Annotated in this window: 20 protein-coding genes and 1 riboswitch; of the genes, 4 read left to right on the top strand and 16 right to left on the bottom strand. The window is 71.2% G+C overall.

Translation table 11 applies throughout. The annotated features are described in order from the left end of the window. Position 1 precedes the first annotated feature (1 nt). Together ACLBWH_RS12880 and ACLBWH_RS12875 are read right to left on the bottom strand one after the other, a co-directional pair. On the bottom strand, positions 2-1,933 hold the full coding sequence (locus ACLBWH_RS12880; RefSeq protein WP_447799324.1) for a CocE/NonD family hydrolase: 1,932 nt from the start codon (positions 1,931-1,933) through the stop codon (positions 2-4). Positions 1,934-2,026: 93 nt separating this feature from the next. After that, positions 2,027-3,316 carry an Hsp70 family protein gene (locus tag ACLBWH_RS12875; RefSeq protein WP_447799322.1) on the bottom strand — a complete coding sequence of 430 codons (1,290 nt, stop codon included), beginning with the start codon at positions 3,314-3,316 and terminating at the stop codon, positions 2,027-2,029. A gap of 167 nt (positions 3,317-3,483) precedes the next feature. Here ACLBWH_RS12875 and ACLBWH_RS12870 point away from each other — a divergent pair, with 167 nt between their 5' ends. The 3 genes from ACLBWH_RS12870 (at position 3,484) to ACLBWH_RS12860 (ending at position 8,661) form a co-directional block, all read left to right on the top strand. Continuing rightward, entirely contained in the window at positions 3,484-5,106 is a 1,623-nt protein-coding gene (locus tag ACLBWH_RS12870; protein ID WP_447799321.1) for a M28 family peptidase, read from the top strand. Between the two features lie 73 nt (positions 5,107-5,179). Next, positions 5,180-6,679 carry an ATPase domain-containing protein gene (locus ACLBWH_RS12865; RefSeq protein WP_447799319.1) on the top strand — a complete coding sequence of 500 codons (1,500 nt, stop codon included), beginning with the start codon at positions 5,180-5,182 and terminating at the stop codon, positions 6,677-6,679. Positions 6,680-6,681: 2 nt separating this feature from the next. Then, positions 6,682-8,661, top strand: a complete 1,980-nt coding sequence (locus tag ACLBWH_RS12860) for an ATP-binding protein (protein ID WP_447799317.1) — start codon at positions 6,682-6,684, stop codon at positions 8,659-8,661. Here the strand turns inward: ACLBWH_RS12860 and ACLBWH_RS12855 are convergent. The 11 genes from ACLBWH_RS12855 to ACLBWH_RS12805 are packed head-to-tail and all read right to left on the bottom strand — an operon-like array spanning position 8,644 to position 19,364. Then, positions 8,644-9,213: a histidine phosphatase family protein gene (locus ACLBWH_RS12855; protein WP_447799315.1), complete on the bottom strand. Its 570-nt coding sequence runs from the start codon at positions 9,211-9,213 to the stop codon at positions 8,644-8,646. The two genes, ACLBWH_RS12860 and ACLBWH_RS12855, sit on opposite strands and share 18 nt — an antisense overlap. Beyond that, positions 9,210-9,974, bottom strand: a complete 765-nt coding sequence (gene cobS, locus ACLBWH_RS12850) for an adenosylcobinamide-GDP ribazoletransferase (protein ID WP_447799313.1) — start codon at positions 9,972-9,974, stop codon at positions 9,210-9,212. The genes ACLBWH_RS12855 and cobS overlap by 4 nt, the downstream gene beginning before the upstream one ends. After that, complete coding sequence (cobT, locus tag ACLBWH_RS12845; RefSeq protein WP_447799311.1) at positions 9,974-10,990, bottom strand: nicotinate-nucleotide--dimethylbenzimidazole phosphoribosyltransferase; 1,017 nt, start codon at positions 10,988-10,990, stop codon at positions 9,974-9,976. Before cobT ends, cobS begins: the two co-directional genes overlap by 1 nt. After that, positions 10,987-12,441 carry a cobyric acid synthase gene (locus tag ACLBWH_RS12840; RefSeq protein WP_447799309.1) on the bottom strand — a complete coding sequence of 485 codons (1,455 nt, stop codon included), beginning with the start codon at positions 12,439-12,441 and terminating at the stop codon, positions 10,987-10,989. Before ACLBWH_RS12840 ends, cobT begins: the two co-directional genes overlap by 4 nt. Beyond that, positions 12,429-13,340 carry an adenosylcobinamide-phosphate synthase CbiB gene (cbiB, locus tag ACLBWH_RS12835; protein ID WP_447799307.1) on the bottom strand — a complete coding sequence of 304 codons (912 nt, stop codon included), beginning with the start codon at positions 13,338-13,340 and terminating at the stop codon, positions 12,429-12,431. The genes ACLBWH_RS12840 and cbiB overlap by 13 nt, the downstream gene beginning before the upstream one ends. Further along, positions 13,337-14,107, bottom strand: a complete 771-nt coding sequence (locus ACLBWH_RS12830) for an ABC transporter ATP-binding protein (RefSeq protein ID WP_447799305.1) — start codon at positions 14,105-14,107, stop codon at positions 13,337-13,339. The genes cbiB and ACLBWH_RS12830 overlap by 4 nt, the downstream gene beginning before the upstream one ends. Beyond that, positions 14,104-15,066, bottom strand: a complete 963-nt coding sequence (locus tag ACLBWH_RS12825) for a FecCD family ABC transporter permease (protein WP_447799304.1) — start codon at positions 15,064-15,066, stop codon at positions 14,104-14,106. The genes ACLBWH_RS12830 and ACLBWH_RS12825 overlap by 4 nt, the downstream gene beginning before the upstream one ends. Beyond that, positions 15,063-15,875 carry an ABC transporter substrate-binding protein gene (locus ACLBWH_RS12820; protein ID WP_447799302.1) on the bottom strand — a complete coding sequence of 271 codons (813 nt, stop codon included), beginning with the start codon at positions 15,873-15,875 and terminating at the stop codon, positions 15,063-15,065. The genes ACLBWH_RS12825 and ACLBWH_RS12820 overlap by 4 nt, the downstream gene beginning before the upstream one ends. Then, complete coding sequence (gene cobO / locus ACLBWH_RS12815; RefSeq protein ID WP_447799300.1) at positions 15,872-16,474, bottom strand: cob(I)yrinic acid a,c-diamide adenosyltransferase; 603 nt, start codon at positions 16,472-16,474, stop codon at positions 15,872-15,874. Before cobO ends, ACLBWH_RS12820 begins: the two co-directional genes overlap by 4 nt. Next, entirely contained in the window at positions 16,471-17,445 is a 975-nt protein-coding gene (locus ACLBWH_RS12810) for an aminotransferase class I/II-fold pyridoxal phosphate-dependent enzyme (RefSeq protein ID WP_447799299.1), read from the bottom strand. The genes cobO and ACLBWH_RS12810 overlap by 4 nt, the downstream gene beginning before the upstream one ends. Then, a complete protein-coding gene (locus ACLBWH_RS12805; protein WP_447799297.1) occupies positions 17,445-19,364 on the bottom strand; it encodes a TonB-dependent receptor plug domain-containing protein in 1,920 nt (639 codons plus the stop codon). The genes ACLBWH_RS12810 and ACLBWH_RS12805 overlap by 1 nt, the downstream gene beginning before the upstream one ends. Positions 19,365-19,499: 135 nt before the next feature. Then, positions 19,500-19,703, bottom strand: a riboswitch (cobalamin riboswitch). Positions 19,704-19,731: 28 nt separating this feature from the next. Here ACLBWH_RS12805 and cobU point away from each other — a divergent pair. Further along, the gene (cobU, locus tag ACLBWH_RS12800) at positions 19,732-20,256 is read left to right on the top strand and encodes a bifunctional adenosylcobinamide kinase/adenosylcobinamide-phosphate guanylyltransferase (RefSeq protein WP_322850693.1); all 525 of its coding nucleotides are present in this window, start codon (positions 19,732-19,734) and stop codon (positions 20,254-20,256) included. Positions 20,257-20,307: 51 nt separating this feature from the next. On the opposite strand, the gene ACLBWH_RS12795 is transcribed toward cobU, so the two are convergent. Genes ACLBWH_RS12795 through kdpC form a run of 3 tightly spaced genes read right to left on the bottom strand, consistent with a single transcriptional unit; the run spans position 20,308 to position 24,214 of the window. Further along, positions 20,308-20,991 carry a response regulator transcription factor gene (locus tag ACLBWH_RS12795; protein ID WP_322850677.1) on the bottom strand — a complete coding sequence of 228 codons (684 nt, stop codon included), beginning with the start codon at positions 20,989-20,991 and terminating at the stop codon, positions 20,308-20,310. Then, entirely contained in the window at positions 20,991-23,651 is a 2,661-nt protein-coding gene (locus ACLBWH_RS12790) for a DUF4118 domain-containing protein (RefSeq protein WP_447799295.1), read from the bottom strand. The genes ACLBWH_RS12795 and ACLBWH_RS12790 overlap by 1 nt, the downstream gene beginning before the upstream one ends. Beyond that, the gene (gene kdpC, locus ACLBWH_RS12785) at positions 23,648-24,214 is read right to left on the bottom strand and encodes a potassium-transporting ATPase subunit KdpC (RefSeq protein WP_447799293.1); all 567 of its coding nucleotides are present in this window, start codon (positions 24,212-24,214) and stop codon (positions 23,648-23,650) included. The genes ACLBWH_RS12790 and kdpC overlap by 4 nt, the downstream gene beginning before the upstream one ends. Positions 24,215-24,256: the final 42 nt, after the last annotated feature.

Raw genomic sequence — 24,256 nt, 5'->3', positions numbered from 1 at the left:
ATTATTGTCCCCGTGCCTGCGCCTGCTCGATCGGGACCACCGGCAGCAGCACCGCGCTCGGCGTCGCGCCACCACGGCGCAATGTCACCGTCGCCTTCCGGTAATCCGCCGGCTTGGCGAAGAAGATGTTGGGCACATAGGTCTGCGGGTTGCGATCGTAGAGCGGGAACAGGCTCGACTGCACCTGCACCATCACGCGATGCCCCGGCTGGAAGACGTGGTTCACCGTCGGCAGGCGGAAGCGGTAATGCTGCACCTTGTTGGCGGGGATCGCGCTCGGATGCGCGAAACTGTCGCGATAGCGGCCGCGGAAGATGTCGAGGCTGATCGGCAGTTGATATCCGCCCATCTTTGGATCGGTGGCGTTCTCCGCCGGATAGACGTCGATCACCTTGACGACGAAATCGCCGTCGGTGCCGGTCGTCGCCGCATAGAGATCGGCGATCGGCGCGCCCGAGACGCGCATCGCCGCGGTCAGTACCGGTGTCGTATAGGTCATCACGTCGGGCCGCCCGTCCGATCCACGCTGGTCGCTGACCAGCCAGTCGCCCCAGCGGCCATCCTTGAAATTGACCGGGCGCGGCAGATGCGGCACCGGCTTGGCGGGGTCGGAGACATAGCTGTCGCCGCCCGCCGCCGCCTTGTCGAAGCCGAGCCCGCCGTCCGCCTGGAGGTAGATCGGCTTGAGCGGCGCCGCGCAGCCGCTCTCGCAGGCAAGCGGCCAGTTGTTGAGGCGATCCCAATGATTCTCGCCGGTATTGTAGATCGCCGCCTGTGGCAGGTTCGCCGCCGGACCGTCCTTGAGATACTGGTCGAACAGCGGCAGCACCATCTGCTCGCGGAATTGCGCGGCGGTGTCGCCGTCCCATTGGAACGGCCCCAGGCTGCGGCCTTCGCGATTGACCTGGCTGTGCCGCCACGGCCCCATCACCAGGAAATTGTTGCCCGCCTTGCCCTTCGCCTTCAGCGCCTCCCAAGCGGTGATCGCGCCGTACATATCCTCCTGATCCCACAGCCCCTGTTCCCAGAGCGTGGGCACGTTCGACGGATTGGCGGCGAGCAATTTGTCGAGCGCCTGCCCCTGCCAGAAGTCGTCATAGGCGGCATGCTGCGACATCCGCTTCCAATACGGGAGCTGGTCGTAGCCCGATTTCTTCGCCCAATCGCCCGCCGAGCCGATTTCGCGGAAATTGTCGTAATCGTCCCAGCCCCCCGTGGGCGGCACGGTGCCGTTGCCCTTGTAGCCGGTCTGCCCGCCGAGCCAGGCGATGTTGGCGAGGCGGAAGGCGCCGTAATGGAACCAGTCGTCGCCCATCCAGCCGTCGATCATCGGGCTTTCCGGCGCCGCGACCTTGAGCGCGGGATGCGGCGCGAGCAGCGCCATCACCACGGTGAAGCCTTCGTAGGACGAGCCGATCATGCCGACGCGGCCGTTCGACTGCGGCAGGTTCGCCTTGTTCACCAGCCAGTCGATCGTGTCATAGGCGTCGGTGACGTGATCGACCCCAACCTTATTTGGGGGGGTCGGGTTGAGCGGGCCGATCACCGGCCGGGTGACGACGTAATCGCCCTCCGACCCGTATTTGCCGCGGATGTCCTGATAGACGCGGATATAGCCGCCCTTGACGAAAATCTCGTCGGCGAGCGGCAAGGTCGCCAGCATTGACGTGCTGTCGCTGCGGTTGGCGCGCGCCTTGGCGTTATAGGGCGTGCGGGTCAGCACGATCGGCGCGTTGGTCGCATTCTTGGGGATGACGATCACGGTATAGAGCTTGGTCCCGTCGCGCATCGGGATCATCACTTCGCGCTTGATGTAATCGTTGGCGGTGTCGACCAGCTTGAACTGCGCCGGAATGTCACCCGCCGGCTGCTGCTGCGCCTGCACGCCGACCGAGAGCAGGGCGAGCGAGGACAGCAACAGGACAGCGCGCATGGGGATCTCCGACAGAATGAGTGACCTATGCTAGGCGCGGCATGCCGGAAACGGCAAGTGTCCTTATTCCTCCATCAGGCAGGCGGACCCGCGTCAGCTCGCCCAGGCGGCGATGTCGTCCTGCACGCCGATCAGCGCCAATCCGTGCGCGATCGAGGTGAGTTCGCCGCCGGTCGCGATCCGCTCCGCGCCGAAGCGCTCGTCGAACAGGCGGCGGATGCGCGGGGTGAGCGAGGTGCCGCCGGTCAGGAAGATGCGGTCGATCGCCGCCGCCTCGACCCCGGCATTCGCCAGCGCGCTGTCGACCGCGGCGTCGATGCGCAGGATGTCGGGCGCGATCCACGCCTCGAACTGGTCGCGCGTCACCTCGGCCTCGATCGCCAGCCCGGCACCCTCGAACACGAACCGCGCCTGCTCCGCCTCCGACAGCGCGCGCTTCAACTGCCCGACCGCGTCGTAGAGCCGATAGCCCAGCTCCTGCTCGATCACCGCGATCATCCGCCCGATCGCGTCCGGATCGAGCGCCGAGCGGCGCAATTTCTCCAGTTCGGCGAGCGTCCGCTTGTTGCGCATCAGCGCCAGCCGCGACCAGTCGGCGAAATCGGCGAAATAGCCGCCGGGGATCTCCAGCACCTTGTCGAACGAGCGATACGACCCGCCCTTGCCGAGCAACGGCATCACCAGCCGGTCGACGATCCGCTGGTCGAACCGGTCGCCGGCGATGCCGACGCCGGCATGGCCGAGCGGCACGCAGCGCCGCGCGGCCCCCGGCACGTCGACGCGCACGACGGAAAAGTCGCTGGTGCCGCCGCCGAAATCGGCGACGAGGATCGTCGCGCGCTCGGTCAGCCGCGCCGCGTAGCTGAACGCCGCGCCGAGCGGTTCGTAGACGTAATGGACCTCCGCGCCGAGCGCGCCGAACACCAGATTGTAGCGGCTGCGCGCCAACGCCTCGTCGGGTCGGCTGCCCGCATAAGCCACCGGCCGCCCGACGACGACGCGCGCGATCGGCCCGTCCAGCCGCCCGCGGGCATGCGCGCGCATCTTGGCGACGAACAGGCTGCCGAGATCCTCGAACCGCATCCGCCGCTCGAAGATGGTGGCATGTTCGAAGCTGGCGCTGGCGGCGACCGACTTGAACGACTGGATGAAGCGGCTGCCCTCGGGAAAGTCGAGATATTCGCGGATCGCCCACGGTCCCGCCTCCGCTGCGAGCCCGCCGCGGACGTCGCCGTCCTCCCAGAAGCACAGGGCCGAACGGAACACCGCCTGGTCGCCGTCGGGCGCATCGAGCATGACCAGCTCGGCCGCCTCGCCGCGCGCGACTGCGGCGACCGAATTGGTGGTTCCGAAATCGAGGCCGAGGGCGGGCAAGGACGTCATCCGCGCGGCTTTGTCATGACGCGCGGGGCGCCCGCAAGTGCGGATAGGGCCACCGACCTGGCACCGATGACAATTCCTCCCCCGCCAGGGGGAGGAATTTCGCCACGGCACCGAATAGGAACCTCCCCCGCTTGTGCACCGCCCCGAACCGCGTCACCTTCGCCGTCATGAAACGCCTGCTCCCGCTCGCCCTGCTGCTGATCGCCGCGACCGATCCCAAGCCGCCGCTGCTCTCGCCCGAGCGGATCAAGGCCGACGTCCGCACCCTCAGCGCCGACGGCTTCCACGGCCGCGGGCCGACGCAGGCGGGCGAGCCGATCACGCTCGACTTCCTCGAAAAGCGCTTCGTCAAGCTCGGCCTCAAGCCCGCCGGCGACAGCGGCTATCACCAGCGCGTGCCGCTGCTGCGCTGGACCCGCGAGCGCGCCGCGATGACGCTCGACCTCGGCGGCACCGCGCTGCCGCTGCGACCGGGGGTCGAGATTTCGGCCAGCTCGCGTATCGTCGGCGAGACGCGGCTCGATCGTGTCCCGGTGGTCTTCGTCGGCTATGGCGTGGTCGAGCCCGGGCTCGGCTACGATCCCTATCGCGGCGTCGACGTGCGCGGCAAACTGGTGGTGGCGCTCGCCGGCGATCCCGACGTCGAGGCGGGGCGCGATCTCGGCTTCGGCGGCCGCGCGTCGAGCCCCGCCGCGCGCACCAAGCTCGCCGAGGCGCAGAAACGCGGCGCCGCCGCCTTCGTCCAGATCCATGAGACCTTCCCGTCGAGCTATCCCTGGCTGCAACTGGCCAATGGCGATGCGGTGCCGGGCTATGCCCTCGACACCGGCAGCGTGCCGCCCGCCTTCGGCCTGCGCGGCACGCTGCGCAACGATATCGGCGTCCGGCTGCTCGCGCAGGGCGGGCTCGACTATGCCGCCGCCAAGCGGGCCGCGCAGCGGGCGGACTTCACCGGCGTCGCGCTGCGCGGCGCGACGTTCAGCGCGGCGGTGACGACGCGGCTCGACCGGACCGAGAGCCACAATATCGTCGGCATCCTGCCCGGCACCGATCCCGCGGCCGGCAGCATCCTCTACGGCGCGCATTGGGACGCTTATGGCGAGAACGCCTTCGATCCGCCCGCCGACCGCATCCGCAACGGCGCGATCGACAACGGCACCGGCACCGCGACGTTGCTCGACATCGCCCGCGCCTTCACGCGCGATGCCCGCCCGCGGCGATCGGTGGTGTTCGCCTTGTGGACCGCGGAGGAGAAGGGCCTGCTCGGCGCCACCTGGTATGCCGACCATCCCGCGCTGCCGCTCGCGACCACCGCGGCGCAGTTCAACCTAGACCCGCATGTCGTGCTCGGCCGCACCCGCAATCTCGAGCTGATCGGCGTCGGCCGCACCCCGCTGGAGGCCGATCTCGCCCGCGTCGCCGCGACGCAGGGCCTGCGGATCGATCCCGAGGAGAATACCGAGGCGGGCTGGTATTATCGTTCCGACCATTATGCCTTCGCCGCGAAGGGCGTCCCCGGCGTCTACTTCCGCGCCGGCCGCGACATCGTCGCCGGCGGCATGGCGGCGGGCGAGGCGAAGCGCAGCGCCTATAACGCGCGCTGCTATCATCAGACCTGCGACGAATACGACCCGCGCTGGGACATGACCGGCGCGGCGCAGGAGGGCAGCGTCGCGTATGCGCTCGGTCGCGAGATCGCCGGGCGGCGGACGTGGCCCGGCTGGAACGCCGCGGAACCCTTTGCCGCGGAGCGCGCTAAGACCGATGCGGCACGACGGGAACGCAACTAGGCGCCAAGCGCCGACACGCCTAACGAGGATCGGCACCGGGACCGTCATCCGGCAACGTTTTACGGAGACCGGATTGGTACAGGCTACACAATCGACCCAGGCATCCACCGGCATCATCGGGCTCGATTACGTTCTCAACGGGGGGCTGACGCCCGAGCGCCTCTATCTGGTCGAGGGCACGCCCGGAACGGGCAAGACGACGCTGGGGCTCGGCTTCCTGCTCACCGGCGCCGCCATCGGACAAGCGGGCCTGTACGTCACGCTCGCCGAGACGGAGGTGGAGCTGCTCGCCGTCGCCGAGACGCACGGCTGGTCGCTCGATCCGATCACCATCTTCGAGATGGTGCCCGCCGACGGCCTGAGCGACGACCAGGAACAGACGCTGCTGCACCCCAGCGAAGTCGAACTGGGCGAGACGGTGCGCGCGATCATGGCCAAGGTCGACGAACTGCGCCCGGCGCGCGTCGTCATCGACAGCCTGTCCGAATTGCGCCTGCTCGCGCAGAGCCCGATCCGCTATCGCCGCCAGATCCTCGCGCTGAAGCATTTCTTCTCGACCCGCCAGTGCACGGTGATCGTCCTCGACGACAAGAGCGGGACGGGCAACGACCTGCAATTGCACAGTATCGCGCACGGCGTGATCTCTCTCGAACAGACGCTCTCCGGGTTCGGCGCGCAGCGGCGGCGGCTGCACGTCGTCAAGATGCGCGGCGTCCGCTTCCGCGGCGGCTATCATGATTTCGAGATCGAGCGCGGCGGCCTGTCGGTCTATACCCGGCTGACCGCAGCCGATTACAAGGCGGAACGCGATCTCGAGGTCATCTCCACCGGGTCGGACGCCGTCGATGCGCTGCTCGGCGGTGGCCTCGTCCGCGGCACGGCGACGCTGTTCACCGGCCCTGCCGGGGTCGGCAAGACGACGACGACCGTGCAATGCATGATCGCGGCGCTACGTCGCGGCGAGAATGCCGCCTATTTCCTGTTCGACGAGCGCGCGCCGACGCTGCTGGCCCGCTCGCAGGCGTTGGGGATGGACCTGCATCCCTATCTCGCCAACGGCCAGCTGACGCTGCGCGCGATCGATCCCGCCGAGCTGTCGCCGGGCGAGTTCGCCGCGACGGTGCGCACCGCGGTCGAGGAGGATGCGGCGCGCATCATCGTCATCGACAGCCTCAATGCCTATCTGCAATCGATGCCGAGCGAGCAGTTCCTTATGCTCCAGATGCACGAGCTGCTGACCTATCTGGGTCAGCGCGGGGTCGCCTCGCTGCTGATCCTCGGGATGCACGGCATCCTCGGCGATGTACGCGCAGACATCGATCTCAGCTATCTCGCCGACACCGCGGTCCAACTCCGCTATTTCGAGGCGTTCGGCGCGGTGCGGCAGGCGATTTCGGTGATCAAGACGCGCACCGCCCGCCACGAGCGCACGATCCGCGAATTCCGCATCGGCGAGGGCGGCATCCATCTGGGCGAGCCGCTGGCGTCGTTCCAGAACGTGCTGAGCGGCGCGCCGAACTTCTCGGGCGATAGCAACACGCTGCTCACGCCCGCCGACGGCGGCGGCGGCTGACCATGGACGACCGCGTCCTCATCCTCGCGCCGCGGGGGCGCGACGCCTTCGTCGCCGCCGACCTGCTGCGGCGCGGGGCGATTTCAGCGGAGATCGTCCCAGATTTGGCGACGCTGGTCGCCGAACTGGCGCGCGGCGTCGCCGCGGTGCTGATCACCGAGGAGGCGCTGGTCGCCGGCGATCGCTCGGCGCTGGCCGCCTGGGTGGCGGCGCAGCCGGCCTGGTCCGACCTGCCGTTCGTGATGCTCGCCAACGGCGGCCGCGCGCCGCGGTCGGCGGCGGCGGCGCAGCGGCTGGACGAACTCGGCAACGTCGTGATGCTCGAACGGCCGCTGCATGCCGAGGCGATGCTCGGCGCGGTCCGCTCGGCGATCAAGGCGCGGCAGCGGCAATATGAGCTGCGCACCGCCGCAGCGACGCTGGAGGCGGCGGTGGCGCAGCGCACCGCCGAGCTCGAGGCGGCACGCGACAGCCTGGAATTCGCACTCGAGGCGGCGGGCATGGGCAGCTGGGATCTCGACGTCGCCAGCGGCGACATCCGTCGCAGCCCGCGCCACGACGAGATCTTCGGCTATGGCGTGCCGCAGCCGCAATGGTCGGTCGAGCGGCTGATCGGCCACGTCGACCCGGCACAGCGCGACGAGATCGCCGCGGCGCTGGACGATGCGGCGCGCACCGGTACGCTCGATGTCGAATGCGCAATCCAGGGCGCCGACGGCAGCCGCCGCTGGATCAGCAAGAAGGGACGGATGCGCTACGCCGCCGATGGGACGCCGGAACGGCTGACCGGCGTCGTCGCCGATATCACCACCCGCAAGGAGGCTGACGCCCAGCTCGCCCAGGCGCAAAAGATGGACGCGATCGGCCAGCTCACCGGCGGCGTCGCGCACGATTTCAACAATCTGCTCACCCCGATCGTCGGCAGCCTCGACCTCGTCCGGCGGCGGCACAAGGACGACGAGCGCACGCAGCGGATGGTCAGCGGCGCGATGCAGGCGGCCGAGCGTGCCGCGACGCTGACCCAGCGGCTGCTCGCCTTCGCGCGGCGCCAGGCGCTGCAACCCAAGGCGGTCGACGTCGGCGCTTTGATCGAGGGGCTGGTCGATCTGATCCGTCGTTCGCTGGGGCCGACGATCAAGGTGACGATCGAGGTCGCCGACGATTTGCCGTCGGCGCGGGTCGATCCCAACCAGCTCGAACTCGCCCTGCTCAACCTCGCGATCAACGCGCGCGACGCGATGCCGGGCGGTGGCCAGCTGACGATCACCGTCGGCGGCGCCGTGGTCGACGAGCGCAATGCGATCGGCCTGTCCGCCGGCCGCTACGTGCGCATCCTGGCGAGCGATACCGGCATCGGCATGGACAAAGCGACGCTGGCGCGCGCGACCGAGCCGTTCTTCTCGACCAAGGGCGTCGGCAAGGGCACCGGGCTCGGCCTGTCGATGATCCACGGCCTCGCCGCGCAATCGGGCGGCACGCTGGCGCTGGCGAGCGAGCCGGGCCGCGGCACCCGTGTCGAGCTTTGGCTGCCGGCGACGCAGGAGGAGCCTGCGGTGGTCGCCGATCATCGCAACGAGCCGGTCACCGCGCGTCGCGCCGCCAAGATCCTGCTGGTCGACGACGAGGACATCGTCCGCTTCGCCACCGCCGACATGCTGCGCGACATCGGCTATCAGGTCGTCGAGGCGGCCTCGGGCAGCCAGGCGCTGGCGGCGATCCGCGGCGGCGTCGACGTCGACCTGCTCGTGACAGATTATCTGATGCCGGGGATCACCGGCGCGGCGCTGATCAGCGAATTGCGCGCCACCGGCCACCACCTGCCCGCGCTGCTGATCACCGGCTATGCCGCGACCGGCGCCGACGTGCCCGGCGACGTGCCGCGGCTCGCCAAGCCGTTCCGCCAGGTCGATCTCGCCGCGCGCGTCGATACGTTGCTCCACCAGCCGCCCAAGAGCGCCAAGGGGCTACGCGTCGTCCGCTGACGCGAGGCGCGGCAGCCGGACGATCGCGCCGCACGGCGGCACCATCTCTATCATCCGTTCGAGCGGCAGGCCCGCGCGCTGCGCACGGACCGCCGCGATCGGCCCGCCGTGGCCGATCACCAGCACGTCCGCCGCGCGCGGCAGGCCGTCCCAGGCGGCGCGGGCACGGCGGGCGAGGTCGAGCCCGGTCTCGCCGCCACCCGGGCGGAAGTCGCGCGGATGCGTCATCATCCGGTCCATCAGATCGCCGGTCTCGCGCCAGATCGCATCCCAGCGCCGCCCTTCCCACGTTCCGAAATCACGCTCCAGCCAGCGGGGATCGTCCTGCACCGGCCGCCCCGTCAGCCGCGCGACCATGTCGGCGAGCCGCCGCGTACGGCGCGCGCCGGAATGGACGATCGTCGCGAACGATTCGGCTGCGAGCTCGACCGCCAGCCGCCGCGCCAGCGCCGCGCCCGCGCGGCTCCATCCCATGTCGGACCGGCCGTAGCACCGCCCCGCCCAGGCCTTCGCCACCGGCGGATGGCGGACGAGCAGCACCTGCGCGCTCACCCCGCCGCCACTGCGAGCAGCAACGTCAACTGGCCGACATAGGCCGCGAAGCCGAGGCAATCGCCAGTGCTGCCGCCGATCCGCCGCCGCAGGAACCGCGCCAGCCACCACAGGATCGCCACGCCGACCGCCGCATCGACCAGCACCGGCATCGGGCTCAACCACGCCAGCGGCAGCACGCCCGGCAAGGTCAGCGCCAGCGCGGCGAGCGCGCGGCGCGGCGGCACCCCGCCCGTCCGCGCCGCCATCCCCTCCGCCACCGGCGGCAGGATGGCGGCGAGCAGCACCGCCCACAACCGCCCCGCCGCCGCCGCCGCGACGATCGCCGCCGCCGCCAGCATCGGCGGCAGCGCGACGATCGCCGCAAGCCGCAGCCCGACCATCAATCCCAGGCCGAGCGCGCCATAGCTGCCGATCCGGCTGTCGTGCATGATCCGGAGCGCCACCTCGCCGCGCGCGGTGCCGCCGAAGGCATCGCAGAAATCGGCGACCGCATCCTCGTGGAAGGCGCCGGTCAGCAGCGCCTCGACCGCCAGCGCGAACAGCGCCGCGATCACCGGCGGCCACCACGCCTGCGCCGCGACGAAGACTCCGGCGGTCACCGCCCCGATCAGCGCACCGACCAGCGGCAGCCACGCCATCGCCCGCGCGAAGCCGTCGCCCGCCGCCGCCGCGCTCAGCCGCGTGAGCGCCGGCACCGGCACGCGGGTGAGAAACTGCACCGCCAGCAACGGCGGCGCCCATAAAGGCGCGCGCGCCATCAATCCGCCCGCTCGGCGCCGATCGCGTCGAGCCGGGCGACGTCGCGGAGCAACGCCGCCGCCGCATCGAGCAGCGGCAGCGCGACGAGCGCGCCACTCCCCTCGCCCAGCCGCATCCCCCAATCGAGCAGCGGCTCCAGCCCGAGCTGCGCCAGCGCCGTGGCATGACCCGGCTCGGCCGAGCGATGACCGGCGATCATCGCGCGCATGCTGCCGGGGGCGAGCCGCTCGGCGACCAGCGCCGCCGCGGTGGCGACATAGCCGTCGAGCAGCAGCGTCGCGCCACGCGCGGCGCCGCGCGCGAAGAATCCCGCGATCGCGGCGATCTCATAGCCGGCGACCGCGGCGATCGTCCCCCGCGCATCGCCGGCCAGCCCCGGCGCGACCCGTGCGACCGCATCGGCGACGATCCGCGTCTTGGTGGCAACCATATCCGCGTCGGCACCGGCACCCCGCCCGACCGCATCCGCGGCGGGCAGGCCGGTCAGCAACGCGGTGAGCGCGGCGGCGGCGGTCGTGTTGCCGATCCCCATCTCGCCGGCGATCAGCAGCGCCGCGCCGTCGTCGATCGCGGCATCCGCCTCCAAAGCGCCGACCCGCCACGCCGCTTCGAACTGCCCGGTATCCATCGCGGCACCCCGTGCGAGACTGGCGGTGCCGTCCGCCACCCGCGCGTCGCGAAAGAAGACGGGCGGGGCCGCCGGCTTCGGCCCGGCCACGCCGACGTCGACCAGCCGCAGCGGACAGTCATGCGCCGCGGCGAGCGCGTTGCTGGTCGCGCGGCCGGCGAGGATCGTCGCCACCATCATGCCCGTCACCGCCGACGGCCACGCCGACACGCCATCGGCAACGCAGCCGTGATCGCCCGCAAACAGCACGATCCGCCGTGGCCGGGTGTGCGGATCGAGCCGGTCCTGCGTCCGCGCCAGCCGCACCGCGATATCCTCCAGCCGCCCCATGCTGCCGCGCGGCTTGGCGAGCGCATCGAGATGGGCGCGAACGTCGTCGTCGGTCATGCGGCGGTCCTTGCAAGCGCGATCAGCGCGTCGATGTCGAGCACCCGTTCCAGCGTCGCGGCGATCACGTCGAGCGCCGTATCGATTCCCTCGCGCCGATCGAACCCGTCCGACACGACACCGAGCGGCGCGAGCAGATGCGCGCGCGCGGCGGAATCGTCGAACAGGCCGTGGACGTAACAGCCGGCGATCCGGCCATCCTGCGCGCTTGCCCCGTCCGCGGCGCCATCGGCGAAGCGGAGCAGCGGCGGCGTGCCCGCGTCGGTCGACGTGACGCCGGCATGGATCTCATAGCCGGTGAAGCCGATGCCGGCACCGATCTCGCCGGTGATCGCCCGCGTCCTCTTGTCCGCGGCGATCACCGTATCGACCGGCAGCAGCCCCAAGCCCGCGACCGTCTCCGCCGGCCCCTCGACCCCCAGCGGATCGGCGATCGTCCGCCCCAGCATCTGATAGCCGCCGCAAATCCCCAGCACCCGCCCGCCGCGGCGGACGTGCGCGGCAAGGTCGACGTCCCAGCCCTGCGCGCGGAAGAAGGCGAGGTCGGCGATCGTCGCCTTGCTCCCCGGCAGCACGACCAGCGCGGCATCGCCCGGCAAGGGCCGGCCCGGCGGGATCATCGCCAGCCGCACGCCGGACTCGTGCGCCAGTGCATCGAAATCGTCGAAATTGGCAATCCGCGACAGCATCGGCACCGCGATCGTCACCCCCGCGCCGCCGCTCTCCCGCCCGAGCGCCACCGCATCCTCGGCGGGCAGCCGCGCCGCCTCCGCCAGCCACGGCACGACGCCGATGCTGCGCCAGCCGGTGCGATCGGCGATCGCGGTCACGCCGTCCTCGAACAAGGCGGGGTCGCCGCGGAATTTGTTGACGATGAAGCCGTGGATCATCGCCGCATCCTCCGGATCGATCACCGCCTTGGTCCCGACCAGGGCGGCGATCACCCCGCCGCGGTCGATATCGCCGACCAGCACCACCGGCACCCCGGCGGCACGCGCGAAGCCCATGTTGGCGATGTCGTTGCGGCGCAGGTTGATCTCCGCGGGCGACCCCGCCCCCTCGACCACGACGATATCCGCCGCCGCCGCCAACCGCCGATAGGCATCGAGCACCTCGCCGAGCAGATCGGGCTTGCGCCGCCAATAGTCCCCCGCCGCCAGCGTCCCGCGCGACCGGCCCGCGACGACGAGCTGCGAGGTGCGGTCGCTCTGCGGCTTGAGCAGCACCGGGTTCATGTCGACGCTCGGCGCGACGCGCGCGGCGATCGCCTGCAACGCCTGCGCGCGGCCGATCTCGCCGCCGTCGGCGGTGACCGCGGCGTTGTTCGACATATTCTGCGGCTTGAACGGGCGGACGACAAGGCCACGGTTGGCGAGCGCGCGGCACAGGCCGGCGACGAGCACCGACTTGCCGACGTCGGAACCGGTCCCCTGCATCATCACCGCGCCCATGCCAGCGCTCCGACCATGATCCACAGCAGCAGGCAGGCGATCCGGTAGCGGCGCAGCGCCCGCGCCAGATCGGCGGCATCCGGCGCCGGCCCCGCGCCCAGCACCGCCCGCTGCGCCGGCTCGCCGTCATACGACACCGCGCCGCCCAGCCGCCGCCCCAGCGCCCCCGCCATCGCCGCCTCGGGCCAGCCGCCGTTGGGCGAGGCGTGGCGGCGTGCGTCGCGCAGCATCGTGCGCCAGCCGCCCCACCCCGCCAGACAGATCAGCCCGCCCGACAGCCGCGCCGGCAGCCAGTTGACCAGATCGTCCGCGCGCGCCGACGCCCAACCGAACCGAATGAGCCGCGGCGTGCGATGCCCGACCATCGAATCAGCGGTGTTGATCGCCTTGGCCGCGAACAACCCCGGCAGACCGGCAACGAGGAACCAGAAAGCGGGCGCGACGACGCCGTCGCAGAAGCTCTCGGCAAGGCTTTCGATCGCCGCGACGGCGACGCCGCCCTCGTCGAGCCGGTCGGTATCGCGTCCGACGATCATCGCCACCGCCTGCCGCGCCGCCGGCAGGTCGCCATGCGCCAGCGGCGTCAGCACCGCCGCGACATGATCGTACAGGCTGCGCTGCGCCAGCCCGGTCGCCCCGATCGCCACCACCGTAACCAGCCCCCAGCGGTCCCCCGCCAGCCGCTCTATGCCGACGCCGGTCAGCACCGACAGTCCGACCAATATCGCCAGCAGCGCCACCCCGCCCAGTCGCTGCCGCAGCGCATCGCCACGGTTCCAACCCCGCTCGACCGCATCGATCAGCGCGCCCACCGCCACCACCGGATGCCGCCAGCGCCGAGGATAGCCGAACGCCGCCTCCGCGATCAGCATGAGGAGCAGCGGCAGCGCATGGCTCACCGCGCGATCGGCAGGATGAAGCGCTGGCCGGCCGGGGTGACGCCGATCTCGACCTCTACCCCATAGGCCTGCGCGATCAGCGGCGCGGTCAGCACCGTATCCGCCGGCCCCGCCGCGACGACGCGCCCGCCGCGCAGCAGCACCGCATCGTCGGCGATCCGCGCCGCGAGATGCAGGTCGTGCAGCACCAGCACCACGCCGCTTCCCGCTCGGGCGACACCGCTCAGCCGCGCGAGCACGTCGAGCTGGTGCGCCGGATCGAGGCTGGCGAGCGGCTCGTCGGCGAGCAGCCAGTCGGGCTCGCCCGCCAGCACCCGCGCGAGCAAGGCCCGGCCGCGCTCGCCGCCCGACAACCGCTCGACGCCGCGCGTCGCGAAGCCGGTCATGTCGGTCGCCGCCAGCGCGCGCGCCACCGCGGCGCGGTCGTCGTCGGTCTCGCCCCAGCGGCCGCGATGCGGCAGCCGCCCGAGCCCGACGAGCGTCGCGACATCGATATCCCAATGCACGTCCGCCGCCTGCGGCAGCAACCCGATGGCGCGCGCCCGCGCCCGCCGGTCGAGCGCCTGCACGTCGACCCCGTCGAGCGTCGCCGCGCCCCGGTCGGGCCGGCGCAGCGCGGCGAGACAGCCAAGCAACGTGCTCTTGCCCGCACCGTTCGCGCCGAGCAGCGCGGTCACCCGCCCACGCCGGAACGCGAAGCTGACGTCGTCGAGCACCCGGTTGCCGCCGAGCGTCAGGCCGATCCCCTCGGCCGCCAGACCGGTCATGCGAGCCTCCGGCGCATCGCGACGAGCAGATAGAGGAAGAACGGCCCGCCCAGCATCGACATCGCGATGCCGAGCCGCAGCTCGCTCACCGTCGGCGCGATCCGCACCAGCGCATCGGCCAGCGTCAGCAGCAGCGCACCGCCCAGCGCCGAGGGCAGCAGGATCGCCGACGGTCGATGCCCGGCGAACGGCCGCACCATATGGGGCACGATCAGCCCGACGAAGCCGATCTGCCCCGCCGTCGCCACCGACGCCCCGACGGTCAGCGCCACCCCGGCGATCACCAGCCATTGCAGCCGCGCCGGATCGACCCCCATCGACCGTGCCGCCTGTTCGCCGAGCGTCAGCGCGTCGAGCGAGCGGCCGGTGGCGAACAGCAATGCCGCACCGACCGCGACCAGCGGCGCGGCGACCTTGACGTCGTCCCAGCTCCGGTCGGTCAGCGCGCCGAGCAGCCACGTCACGATCTGCGACGAGACGAACGGCGTCGGCGCGAGGCTGATCGCAAGGCTGGTCAGCGACCCGAAGATGCTGGTGAGGATCATCCCCGCCAGCGTGAACAGGATCAGGCTACCCGAGCGGCCCGCGATCAGCGCGAGCAACGCCATCGTCACCCCCGCGCCGACCAGCGCGAAGCCCGGCAACAGCCATATCTGCGCGGCATAGCCGAAATAGAGCGCCAGCACCGCGCCGAACGCCGCGCCTGTCGACACGCCGAACAGCCCCGGATCGGCGAGGGGATTGCGCAGATAGCCCTGCATCACCGCCCCCGACAGGCCGAGCGCCGCGCCGACGACCAGCGCCAGCACGGTGCGCGGCAGGCGCAGCTCGACGATGATGATCGAACGCGGATCGGTGGCGGTCCACGCGTCCCACGGCACCCACACCTTGCCCGCCGCGACCGACAGCGCCGCGACGGCGAGCAGCGCGACCACCAGTCCGATATTGAGCCGCGTCATGCCCCGAATCCCCCGCGCACCTGTCGCAGCCGCGCCATCGCCGCGATGATCGTCGGCCCGCCGCAATTCATCAGCCGCGTCGGATAGGGGGCGACGGTGATCCGCCCCGCCAGCCGCCGCACCGCCGGATGCGACGTCATCCGATCCTCGCCGACGTCCGCCGCGGCGGTCGACAGCAAGACGCGCGGTGGCCGCGCGACGAGATATTCGAGCGGCAGCACGTCCCATTTCTTCAAGCCATAGACCGCGCTCATGTCGCGAAACCCGGCGCGGCGCAGCAGTTCGGCAGGCAGCGTGCCGCTACCCGGCACCAGCCCGCCCGACTGCCAGATCAGCGCCGGCACCGGCGTCACCGCCGCCGGCCGCGCCGCCGCCGCGATCCGCGCCGCCAGCGCCACGCCGCGCTGCGGATGGCCGACGACGCGGGCGATGTCGCGCACCTGCTCCTCGCTCTCCACGACCGTATCCGGCACCGGATATTGGACGATGCGAATCTTCATCCGGGTCAGCGCCGCGATCGTCGCGGGCGCGACATGCGGGCCGGTCAGCACCATGTCGGGCGCCAGCGCCACCACCTCCTCCGCGGTGCCCGAGGTCGCGGTGAAGCGCCTCGCCTGCGTCAGGGGAATCGAGGTCGCGCGCGGGTCCTGCGAATAATGGCTGATCCCGGCGATCTGCGCGGGGTCGGCGACGTGCATCAGCACCGCGTCGATACACGGATTGATCGACACGATCCGCGGGGGCCGCGGCGGCGGGGCCGCCGACAGCAGCGGCAGCGCGGCGAGCGCAACGGCGAGCGGCCGGATCAATATTCGACGCCCTTCTGCGCCTTGAACCCGGCATTGTAGGGATGTTTCACCTCGCCGAACTCGGTGACCAGATCGGCGATCTCCAGCAGCTCGGGCCGGGCATGGCGGCCGGTGATGCAGATATGCTTGGTCAGCGGCCGGTCCTTGAGGAACGCCACGATATCGTCGATCGCCAGCGTCCCGTCGCGCAGCACGATGTTGAGCTCGTCGAGGATGACGAAATCGATTCCCGGATCGAGGATCATCGCCTTCGACCGCTCCCATGCCGCCTGCGCCGCGGCGATGTCGCGCGCGCGGTCCTGCGTATCCCAGGTGAAGCCCTCGCCCATTACCTCGAACGTCGCGAGATCGGGATGCGCCTCGAAGAAGTTGCGCTCGCCCGTTTCCCATTTGCCTTTGACGTACTGGAGGATCGCGACCTTCAGGCCCCAGCCGATGCTGCGGATCGCCATCCCGAAGGCGGAGGACGACTTGCCCTTGCCGTTGCCGGTGTGGACGATCAGCAGGCCGCGTTCGAGCGTACGGCGCGCCTGCATCTTCTCGCGCGCCGCGGCGACCTTCGCCATGCGGGCGTTGTGACAGGCATAGTCGTCGGTCATGAGCGATACTCCTCGAGGGCCGCGGCGAGGCGGGTGAGCGCCGCCGCGCCGCGCGGCAGGCCGATGCGCAGCCGGTCGGCCCGGTCGGCAAAGGGACGGGTCAGGATAGCATGATGCGCGAGCGTCTCGAACAGCCGCGCGGCATCGTCGCAGGCGATCAGCCGGAACAACGGCGCGCTGCCGGCCAGCGCCAGCCCGGCCTCGTGCAGCACCGTATCGAGCAGCACCCCCGTCTCGACGATGCGGCTCGCCTGCGCCCGCCGCCATGCGGCATCGCGATAGGCGGCGGTGCCGATCGCGACCGCCGGCGACGACACCGGCCAGTCGCCGAGCATCGCGCGCAGCCCGCCGGCGATCCCCGCCCCCGTCACCACAAAGCCGAGCCGCAATCCCGGCAGACCATAGAATTTGCCGAACGATCGCAACACGATCAGCCGGTCAGACGCCTGCGGGCACAGGCCGGGCGCAGGGTCGGCATAGGCTTCGTCGAGCACCAGCGGCATCGTCGTCGCCAGCAGGCCGGCCGGATCGGCGATGCGCCCGTCGGGATTGGCCGGGCTCGCCAGCACGAACAGGTCGTGGTCGCCCGGCCCCTCCGCCACCAGTTCCGCCTCCGGCCACGCCGCGCGATGCCCGGCATAGCCGGGATGCCGCACCGCCGGCGCGCGGGCGCTGATCAGCGGCGCGAGCAGCCGCATCGCCAGATCGGTCCCCGGCACCGCGACGACCTGCGCCGCGTCGGCGACGCCGAACGCCCGCGCCGCCGCCGCTTCCAGCGCCGCGATTTCCGTCGGTTCGGGCAGGCGATCGAGCCCCACGAGCGTCTCGACCGGCCAGCTCCACGGCGCAATCCCGGTCGACAGGTCGATCCAGTCCGCGCGGCCGAACGCCGCGCGCGCCTCCGCCACCCGCCCGCCATGAGCGCAGAAGGTGGCCCAGGGATGCGGGGCGGTCGGGCGCGGGACGATCATCAATAGGTCAGGCGAACGCCGCCGAAGGCCCCGCGCCCCGGCTGGCCATATTGCAGGATCGTCTGATAGCGCGCGTCGAACGCATTCTCGATCCGACCATAGACCTCGACATGGTCGACGATCGGGAAGGACGCGCGCACGTCGGTGACGACATAGCCGTCGAGCCGCTGCGTGTTGGACGCATTGTTGAAACTGTCCCCCACCGCGGTGACGGTCGCGCCGGTGGTCAGCCCGAACGGCCAGCGATAATCGGCGTTGACCGACACGCTGTTGTCCGGCCGCCGCGCCAGGTCGCGGCCGGCATTGGCGGTGCCGGTCGAACGGTTCTTGGCATCCAGATAGGTGTAGGCGGCGCTGACCGTCAGCGCCTCGACCGGGCGCAGCGTCAGCGCGAATTCGACGCCCTGCGCCCGCGCCCGCGCGACATTGTCATAGGTGCCGAACGGCCGGTCGGCGCAAATCCCCACCGACGTGTCGCAGGACACGAAATTGATGAGGTCGAACGAGGTGCGGCGGAAATAGGTCGCGCTCGCCTCGACCGCGCCGTCGAGCGCCTTCTGCGTCACGCCCGCGTCCCAGCCGCGCGAGCGTTCGGGGCGCAGCGCGCCATTCCCATATTCGCTCTGCAACTGGTACAAGGACGGCGCCTTGAACCCTTCCGAATAGCTCGCGCGGATCGCGGTCGCGCCGTCGTTGGGCGTATAGACGCCGCTGCCCGACCAGGTCGTCGCGCCGCCGAAGCGATTGTGATCGTCGTGGCGCACGCCGCCGGTCGCGGTCAGCCCGGCGATCGGCGTCACCGCGAGCTGGCCATAGACGCTGAAGATCCGCGCCCGTCCCTGCGTCACCGGCCCGCCGTAGCTCGCCGTGGTGAAGCGCGACACCTCACGCTCCGCGCCGAAGGTGGCGAACACCGCGGAACTCAGATCGGCGACGCCCTGATATTCGATCCGGTCGTTGCGCCCTTTGCCAGCGAAGGTCTCGGTCGGCGTGCCGTCGGGATCGTAATTGTGCCGGTTGGTATCGGTGTGCGCATAGCCGAAGCGGTTGCGCAATTTGCCGCCAAACAGCGCCGCGTTGAGGCCGGCATAGCCGGTCCACTGCTCGGACTCGCCGTATTCGCGGGTGTCCTGCAGAGGGAAGCCGCCGTCGATATCGGTGCGGCCGTTGGAATAGAAACCGCGCAGGTCGACCGACACGGTCGACGCCAGCGCGATGCCGAGGCTGCCGTTGGCAGCATAGTTGCGATAGCCGTCGCGCTCCGTGCCGGGCGCATAGGCCGAGATGCCCTCGGTGGTGTAATAGCCGCCGCCCAGGCTCGCCGACACCGGCCCCATCTTGCCCGAGACGTTGGCGAAGCCCTGCCCGGTCTCGTGCCAGCCGCCCTCGACGCGCGCGTTGACCGCGACCTGTTCGGTCGGCTGGCGGGTGATGAGGTTGACGACGCCGCCGATCGCCTGACTGCCCCACAGCACCGATTGCGCGCCGCGCAGCACCTCGATCCGCGCGATATTGCCGATCAGCAGCCCGCCGAAGTCGAAGCCGCCGCCCGGCGACGAGGGATCGTTGAGCTTGATCCCGTCGATCAGCGCGACGGTCTGGTCGCTCTCCGCGCCGCGGATGTTGACCGAGGTCGCGGTGCCGACGCCGCCGTTGCGCGTCACGCTGACGCCGGGCGTCTGGCGCAGCAGGTCGGCGACGACGACCGCCTGCCGCTGGGTGATCGTCGCGGTGTCGAGGACGGTCACCGCCTGGCCGACGGTGGACGCGGGCCGCGCCTCGCGATTGGCGGTGACGAGGATGTCGCTGCCGGCGTCGGCGACCTGCTCCAGGCCACTGGTCGATTGCGCATTCTGTCCGAAGGCAGGTGTCGCGACCGCGATGCACGGCAGCAGGATGAGACAGGCGTATTTCGTCACGATGGTTTTCCCCTCGTTGCAACAACGGGAGCACGCACCGCGGATTCGCCGGAACCTTTGGTCCGCCGCGCAACGCCCCCAACATCGTCGTCTCGCGAGGAAACCCTCGATCGCGCCGGCACACCCCGTCCGCACGAAGGACAACCGCGACGGGCAGGTCTCCTGGCTCGCGGGTCGTCGCCCTGCCCGGCCTTCCCGGATCGGGATGATCCAGTGGCACACGGAGGAGCAGGGCTCGCCGGTCACAGTTGCGGGGGCAGCCCCGGCTGGCGAGCCTCAGGCTCGCTTCCGGGTTCCCTTTTCATCCCATCTCTGGGAACCTGTCGCATCGGCGCCCCTATAACCCCGCGGAGACGAAGGCAAGATGATCGCAGCCAAGACGCTGTTCCTGGGCGGTGCCCGCTCGGGCAAGAGCCGGCTGGCGCAGGCCGCCGCCGAGCGCTGCGCCGGCCCGCTCCATTATCTCGCCACGGCCGAGGCATGGGACGGCGAGATGACCGACCGCATCGCCCGCCACCGCGCCGACCGCGACGCGCGCTGGACGACCGTCGAATGCCCGCTCGCGCTGCCCGAGGCGATCGGCGGGATCGGGACGGGCGCGATCCTGATCGACTGTCTGACGCTCTGGCTGACCAACGTGATGCTCGGCGACCACGATGTCGCGGCGCGATCGGACGCCCTGCTCGCCGCGCTCGCCGCGACCCCGCTGCCGCTGTTCGTCGTCAGCAACGAGGTCGGCCTCGGCATCGTCCCCGACCATCCGCTCGGCCGCGCCTTCCGCGACGCCGCGGGCCGGCTCAACCAGCAGGTCGCGGCGGCGATGCGCGAGGTCTATTTCGTCGCCGCCGGCATGGTGCTGCCGTTGCAGCCGTTTCCGGGACGGGAGTCCTGACGGCCGCCCCCAATTCCTCCCCGGCACGGGGAGGAATGTACCGAAACGCCCTCACCCCACCAGCAGCCGATATCCCACGCCCAATTCGTTGGCGATCACGCTTCCCGTCGCGCTCGGCTCCTCCAGCTTCAGGCGCAGGTTGCGCACGACGATGCGCAGATATTCGACCCGCGGATCGTCGTCGCCGCCCCAGGCCGCCGCCAGGATGCGCTGGTGCGTCACCACCCGCCCGGGATGGCGGGCGAGCACCGCGAGCACGTCATGCTCCTTGCGCGTCAGATGGAACGCCTCGCCGCCCCGCCGGACGATCCGCTGGTCGAGGTCGATCTCCAGCCCGTCGCGGCGGATGACGCTCGCCGCCGCCGCATCGATGCCGCGGTGGCGCAGCGCCGCGCGCAACCGCGCGAGCAATTCCTCGCCGTCGAAGGGCTTGGTGACGTAATCCTCGGCGCCGAGATCGAGCGCCGCGACCTTCTGGTCGGTCGCGTCGCGCGCCGAGACGACGAGGATCACCGCATCGCCCGCCCGGCGGATCAGCGGCACCAGTTCGAGCCCGTCGCGATCGGGCAGGCCGAGGTCGAGCAGTACCGCGTCGGGCGTCTCGGCGGCGACCGCCGCGAGCGCCTCGCGGCCGTTGATCGCCTCGACCACCGCATAGCCGGCGCGTTCCAGCGTGTTGCGCAACAGCCGGCGGATCGGCTGTTCGTCGTCCACCACCAATATCTTGGCCGCCATCAGTCGCGCTCCTCCGCCATGTCGCGCACGATCAACGCCGCCGGAAAGGACAGGCCGAAGCGCGCGCCCGCCCGATCCTGCCGGTTCGCCGCCTCGACGCCGATGCCCATCGCCGCGGCGAACGCCTTGACGATCGCCAGCCCCAGCCCGGTGCCGCCGATCGCGCGATCCGAACCGGCGAAGCGGCGGAAGGTGTCGAACACCTCCGCCTCGCGCCCCGGCGGCAGGCCCGGCCCCTCGTCCTCGACCGACAGCAGGATGACGCCGTAGCGATGGCGCGCCTCGACGCGGATCGGCGTGCCGGGATCGGCATAGCGGCCGGCATTGTCGAGCAGGTTGAGCAGGCAATGGTGGAGCAATTGCTGGTCGGCGCGGACCAGCGGCAGGTCGGGCGGCACGTCAAGCTGCACCGCATGCCCCTCAAGCGCGCGGCGGGCGTCATGCGCCGCGCCGGCGACCGCATCGGCGAGGTCGACCGCCTCCATGCGCAGCGTCAGCGCCCCCGCCTCGACCCGCGCCATGTCGAGCAGGTTGGCGACGAAGCGATGCAGCCGCGCCGCCTCGCCCTCGATCGTCGCGATCAATTCCGGCGTGGCGCCATGATGCAGCTCGGCGGCCGCGGCGATCACCGCGGTTAGCGGCGTGCGCAGATCGTGGCTGACCGACGACAGCAGCGCGGTGCGCAGCCGCTCGCGCTCGCGCATCGCGCCGAGGTCGCGCGTCTCGATCTCCAGCCGCAGCCGTTCGAGCGCCAGCGTCGCCTGTTCGACGAGGTTCATGAACAGCGGGATCTGGTCGGGGCGCAGCGGATCGCCGCCCGCCTCGTTGGCGAGACCGAGCACGCCGAGCGTCCGCTCGCCGGTCACCAGCGGCTGGAAGAACCATTGCGACGCGGCGAGCGTCGCCGAGCCGCGCCCCGCCGGCGCGCCGCCGTCATGGGCCCATTGCGCCGCCGCCATCTCCATTGTCTCGAGCCGATAGTCGCTGCCGTTCGCCGCCTGCACCGCCAGCCCCGCCCCCTCGGCGACCAGCATCACCGTGCGCAGCCCGAACAATTGCCCGACCTCCTCGCAGATCGCCTGCGCCACCGCGACGGGATCGTTCAGCCGGGTGAGCTGGCGCAGGAAGCCGGCGAGCGCCGCATTGGTCCGCGCGCTCGCCGCGGCGATGTCCGCCTGCGCCCGCACCCGCGCCGTCAGGTGGCTGGTCGCGATCGCGATGCCGAGCAGCACCAGCACCGACACGACGTTTTCGGGATTGCTGATCGTCAGCGTGCCGGTCGGCGGCAGGAAGAAGAAATTATAGGCGATGCTCGACGCGAGCCCGGCGAACAGCCCGGTCCACAGGCCGAACAGGCTCGCCGCCATCATCACCGGCAGCAGGTAGAGCAAGGCGACGTTGCCGAGGTCGAGGATATGGAACAGCGCGCTGGCGATCCCGGTCACCGCCGCGACCATCGCCCCTGTCCAGGCATAGCCGCTGCGGCTGCCCCAGCGGTCGGGCGGCGCCCGGCGCGGACCGCGCGCCGTGGCGGCCATCGGCAGCACGTGGATCGCGATATCGGGCGCCTCGCGCACCAGCCGGTCGACGATCGAGCCGTGGCGCAGCTCGAACCAGCGCGATCGCGACGATTTGCCGACGATGAGCTGCGTCGCGCGCGCCTCGCCGACATAGGCCTTGAGCCCGGCGAGTACGGTCTGCGCCGGCACCGCCGCCGCCGCCCCGCCGAGCTGCGTCGCCAGGTTCATCGCCCTGGCGACCTGACGGTGCTCCGCCGCGCCGAACCCCTGCGTGCGCGGCGTCTCGATGAACACCGCGGTCCACGGCGCATGCAGCGCATCGGCGAGCCGCTTGGCGGCGCGGACCAGCGATTCCACCCCCGCCGCCTCGCTGACCGCGACGACGACGCGCTCGCCGCCCGCCCAGGTGCCGCCGACGCCGAGCGCGCGGACATGGTCGAGCATCTGTGCATCGACCGCCTGTGCGGCGCGGCGCAGCGCCAGCTCGCGCAACGCCGACAGATTGGTCTTGGAGAAGAAATGCGCGAGCGCCCGCGTCGCCTCCTGCGGCAGATAGACCTTGCCCGCCTTCAGCCGCTCGATCAGCTCGTCGGGCGGGATATCGACGACCTCGATCTCCGCCAGTTCGAGGATGCGGTCGGGCACCGTCTCGCGCACCCGGACGCGGGTGAAGCCGGCGACGACGTCGTTAAGGCTCTCGACGTGCTGGATATTGACCGTGGAATAGACGTCGATCCCCGCCGCGAGCAGCTCCTCGACGTCCTGATAGCGCTTGGCGTGGCGGCTGCCCGGCGCGTTGCTGTGCGCGAGTTCGTCGACCAGCACCAGCCGCGGCGCCCGCGCCAGGATCGCGTCGAGGTCCATCTCGGCGAGGCCATGGCCCTCGTGTACCACCGTCCGCCGCGGCACGATCGTATAGCCGCGGGTCAGCGCCTCGGTCTCGCTGCGCCCGTGCGTCTCGACCACGCCGATGACGACGTCGACGCCCTCGCGCGCCTGCGCCGCGCCCTCGGACAGCATCTCGTAGGTCTTGCCGACGCCGGGCGCGGCGCCGAGGAAGATCTTCAGCCGCCCGCGCCCCTCCTGCGCGGCATGGCGCAGCAGGGCGTCGGGATCGGGGCGGGCGGCGGCGTCGTTCACCGGCCCGCGTCGAGCGCCCGGTTGAGCGCGAGCACGTTGACGTGCGGATCGCCGAACGGCGAATCCTCCACCTCCCGCTGGACGAGTGCGCGCACCGTCCCGACCGGCAGGCCGCGAACCCGCGCGACCCGCGCCGCCTGCACCAGCGCCGCGGCGGGCGACAGATCGGCGTCGAGCCCCGAACCGCTCGCGGTGACCAGATCGGCGGGCAGCGGCCCGGTCGCGCCCTCGCCGCGGCGCTTCGCCACGTCGGGCGTGACGCGCGCGACCAGCGCCTTGCTGGCGGGGCCGAGGTTGGAGCCGGAAGACGCCAGTCCGTCATAGCCCTTCCCGGCGGCCGAGGGCCGCGTCTGGAAATAGCGGTCGCTGACGAACGCCTGCCCGACCACGGTCGAGCCGATCACCCTGCCACCCGCGGTGACGAGGCTGCCATTAGCCTGAACGGGGAAAAGCGTCTGTCCGATACCGGTCATCGCAAGGGGATAGCCGATCCCGAGCAAGGCTGCGAACAGGATCGTCAGCACGAGCGCGGGACGTAGCGCGGAAGTGAAATCGGAAGTCATCGTCGGTCCTTTCGCCCCTCCCGCCCGCGGGAGGGGCAGATG

This window comes from Sphingomonas sp. M6A6_1c (assembly GCF_053345135.1).
Note: the sequence above shows the minus strand (reverse complement) of the source record. Positions and strands in the feature narration are given on the sequence as shown.

Excerpts from the sequence above, each read along its gene's own strand:
- ACLBWH_RS12810 (WP_447799299.1), bottom strand. The coding sequence starts at position 17,445 with ATGATCGTCCCGCGCCCGACCGCCCCGCATCCCTGGGCCACCTTCTGC.
- ACLBWH_RS12830 (WP_447799305.1), bottom strand. The coding sequence starts at position 14,107 with ATGACCGGTCTGGCGGCCGAGGGGATCGGCCTGACGCTCGGCGGCAAC.
- ACLBWH_RS12860 (WP_447799317.1), top strand. The coding sequence starts at position 6,682 with ATGGACGACCGCGTCCTCATCCTCGCGCCGCGGGGGCGCGACGCCTTC.
- cobO (WP_447799300.1), bottom strand. The coding sequence starts at position 16,474 with ATGACCGACGACTATGCCTGTCACAACGCCCGCATGGCGAAGGTCGCC.
- ACLBWH_RS12840 (WP_447799309.1), bottom strand. The coding sequence starts at position 12,441 with ATGGGCGCGGTGATGATGCAGGGGACCGGTTCCGACGTCGGCAAGTCG.
- ACLBWH_RS12875 (WP_447799322.1), bottom strand. The coding sequence starts at position 3,316 with ATGACGTCCTTGCCCGCCCTCGGCCTCGATTTCGGAACCACCAATTCG.
- ACLBWH_RS12825 (WP_447799304.1), bottom strand. The coding sequence starts at position 15,066 with ATGACGCGGCTCAATATCGGACTGGTGGTCGCGCTGCTCGCCGTCGCG.
- kdpC (WP_447799293.1), bottom strand. The coding sequence starts at position 24,214 with ATGACTTCCGATTTCACTTCCGCGCTACGTCCCGCGCTCGTGCTGACG.
- cobT (WP_447799311.1), bottom strand. The coding sequence starts at position 10,990 with ATGACCGACGACGACGTTCGCGCCCATCTCGATGCGCTCGCCAAGCCG.
- cobS (WP_447799313.1), bottom strand. The coding sequence starts at position 9,974 with ATGGCGCGCGCGCCTTTATGGGCGCCGCCGTTGCTGGCGGTGCAGTTT.
- ACLBWH_RS12870 (WP_447799321.1), top strand. The coding sequence starts at position 3,484 with ATGAAACGCCTGCTCCCGCTCGCCCTGCTGCTGATCGCCGCGACCGAT.
- ACLBWH_RS12880 (WP_447799324.1), bottom strand. The coding sequence starts at position 1,933 with ATGCGCGCTGTCCTGTTGCTGTCCTCGCTCGCCCTGCTCTCGGTCGGC.
- ACLBWH_RS12795 (WP_322850677.1), bottom strand. The coding sequence starts at position 20,991 with ATGGCGGCCAAGATATTGGTGGTGGACGACGAACAGCCGATCCGCCGG.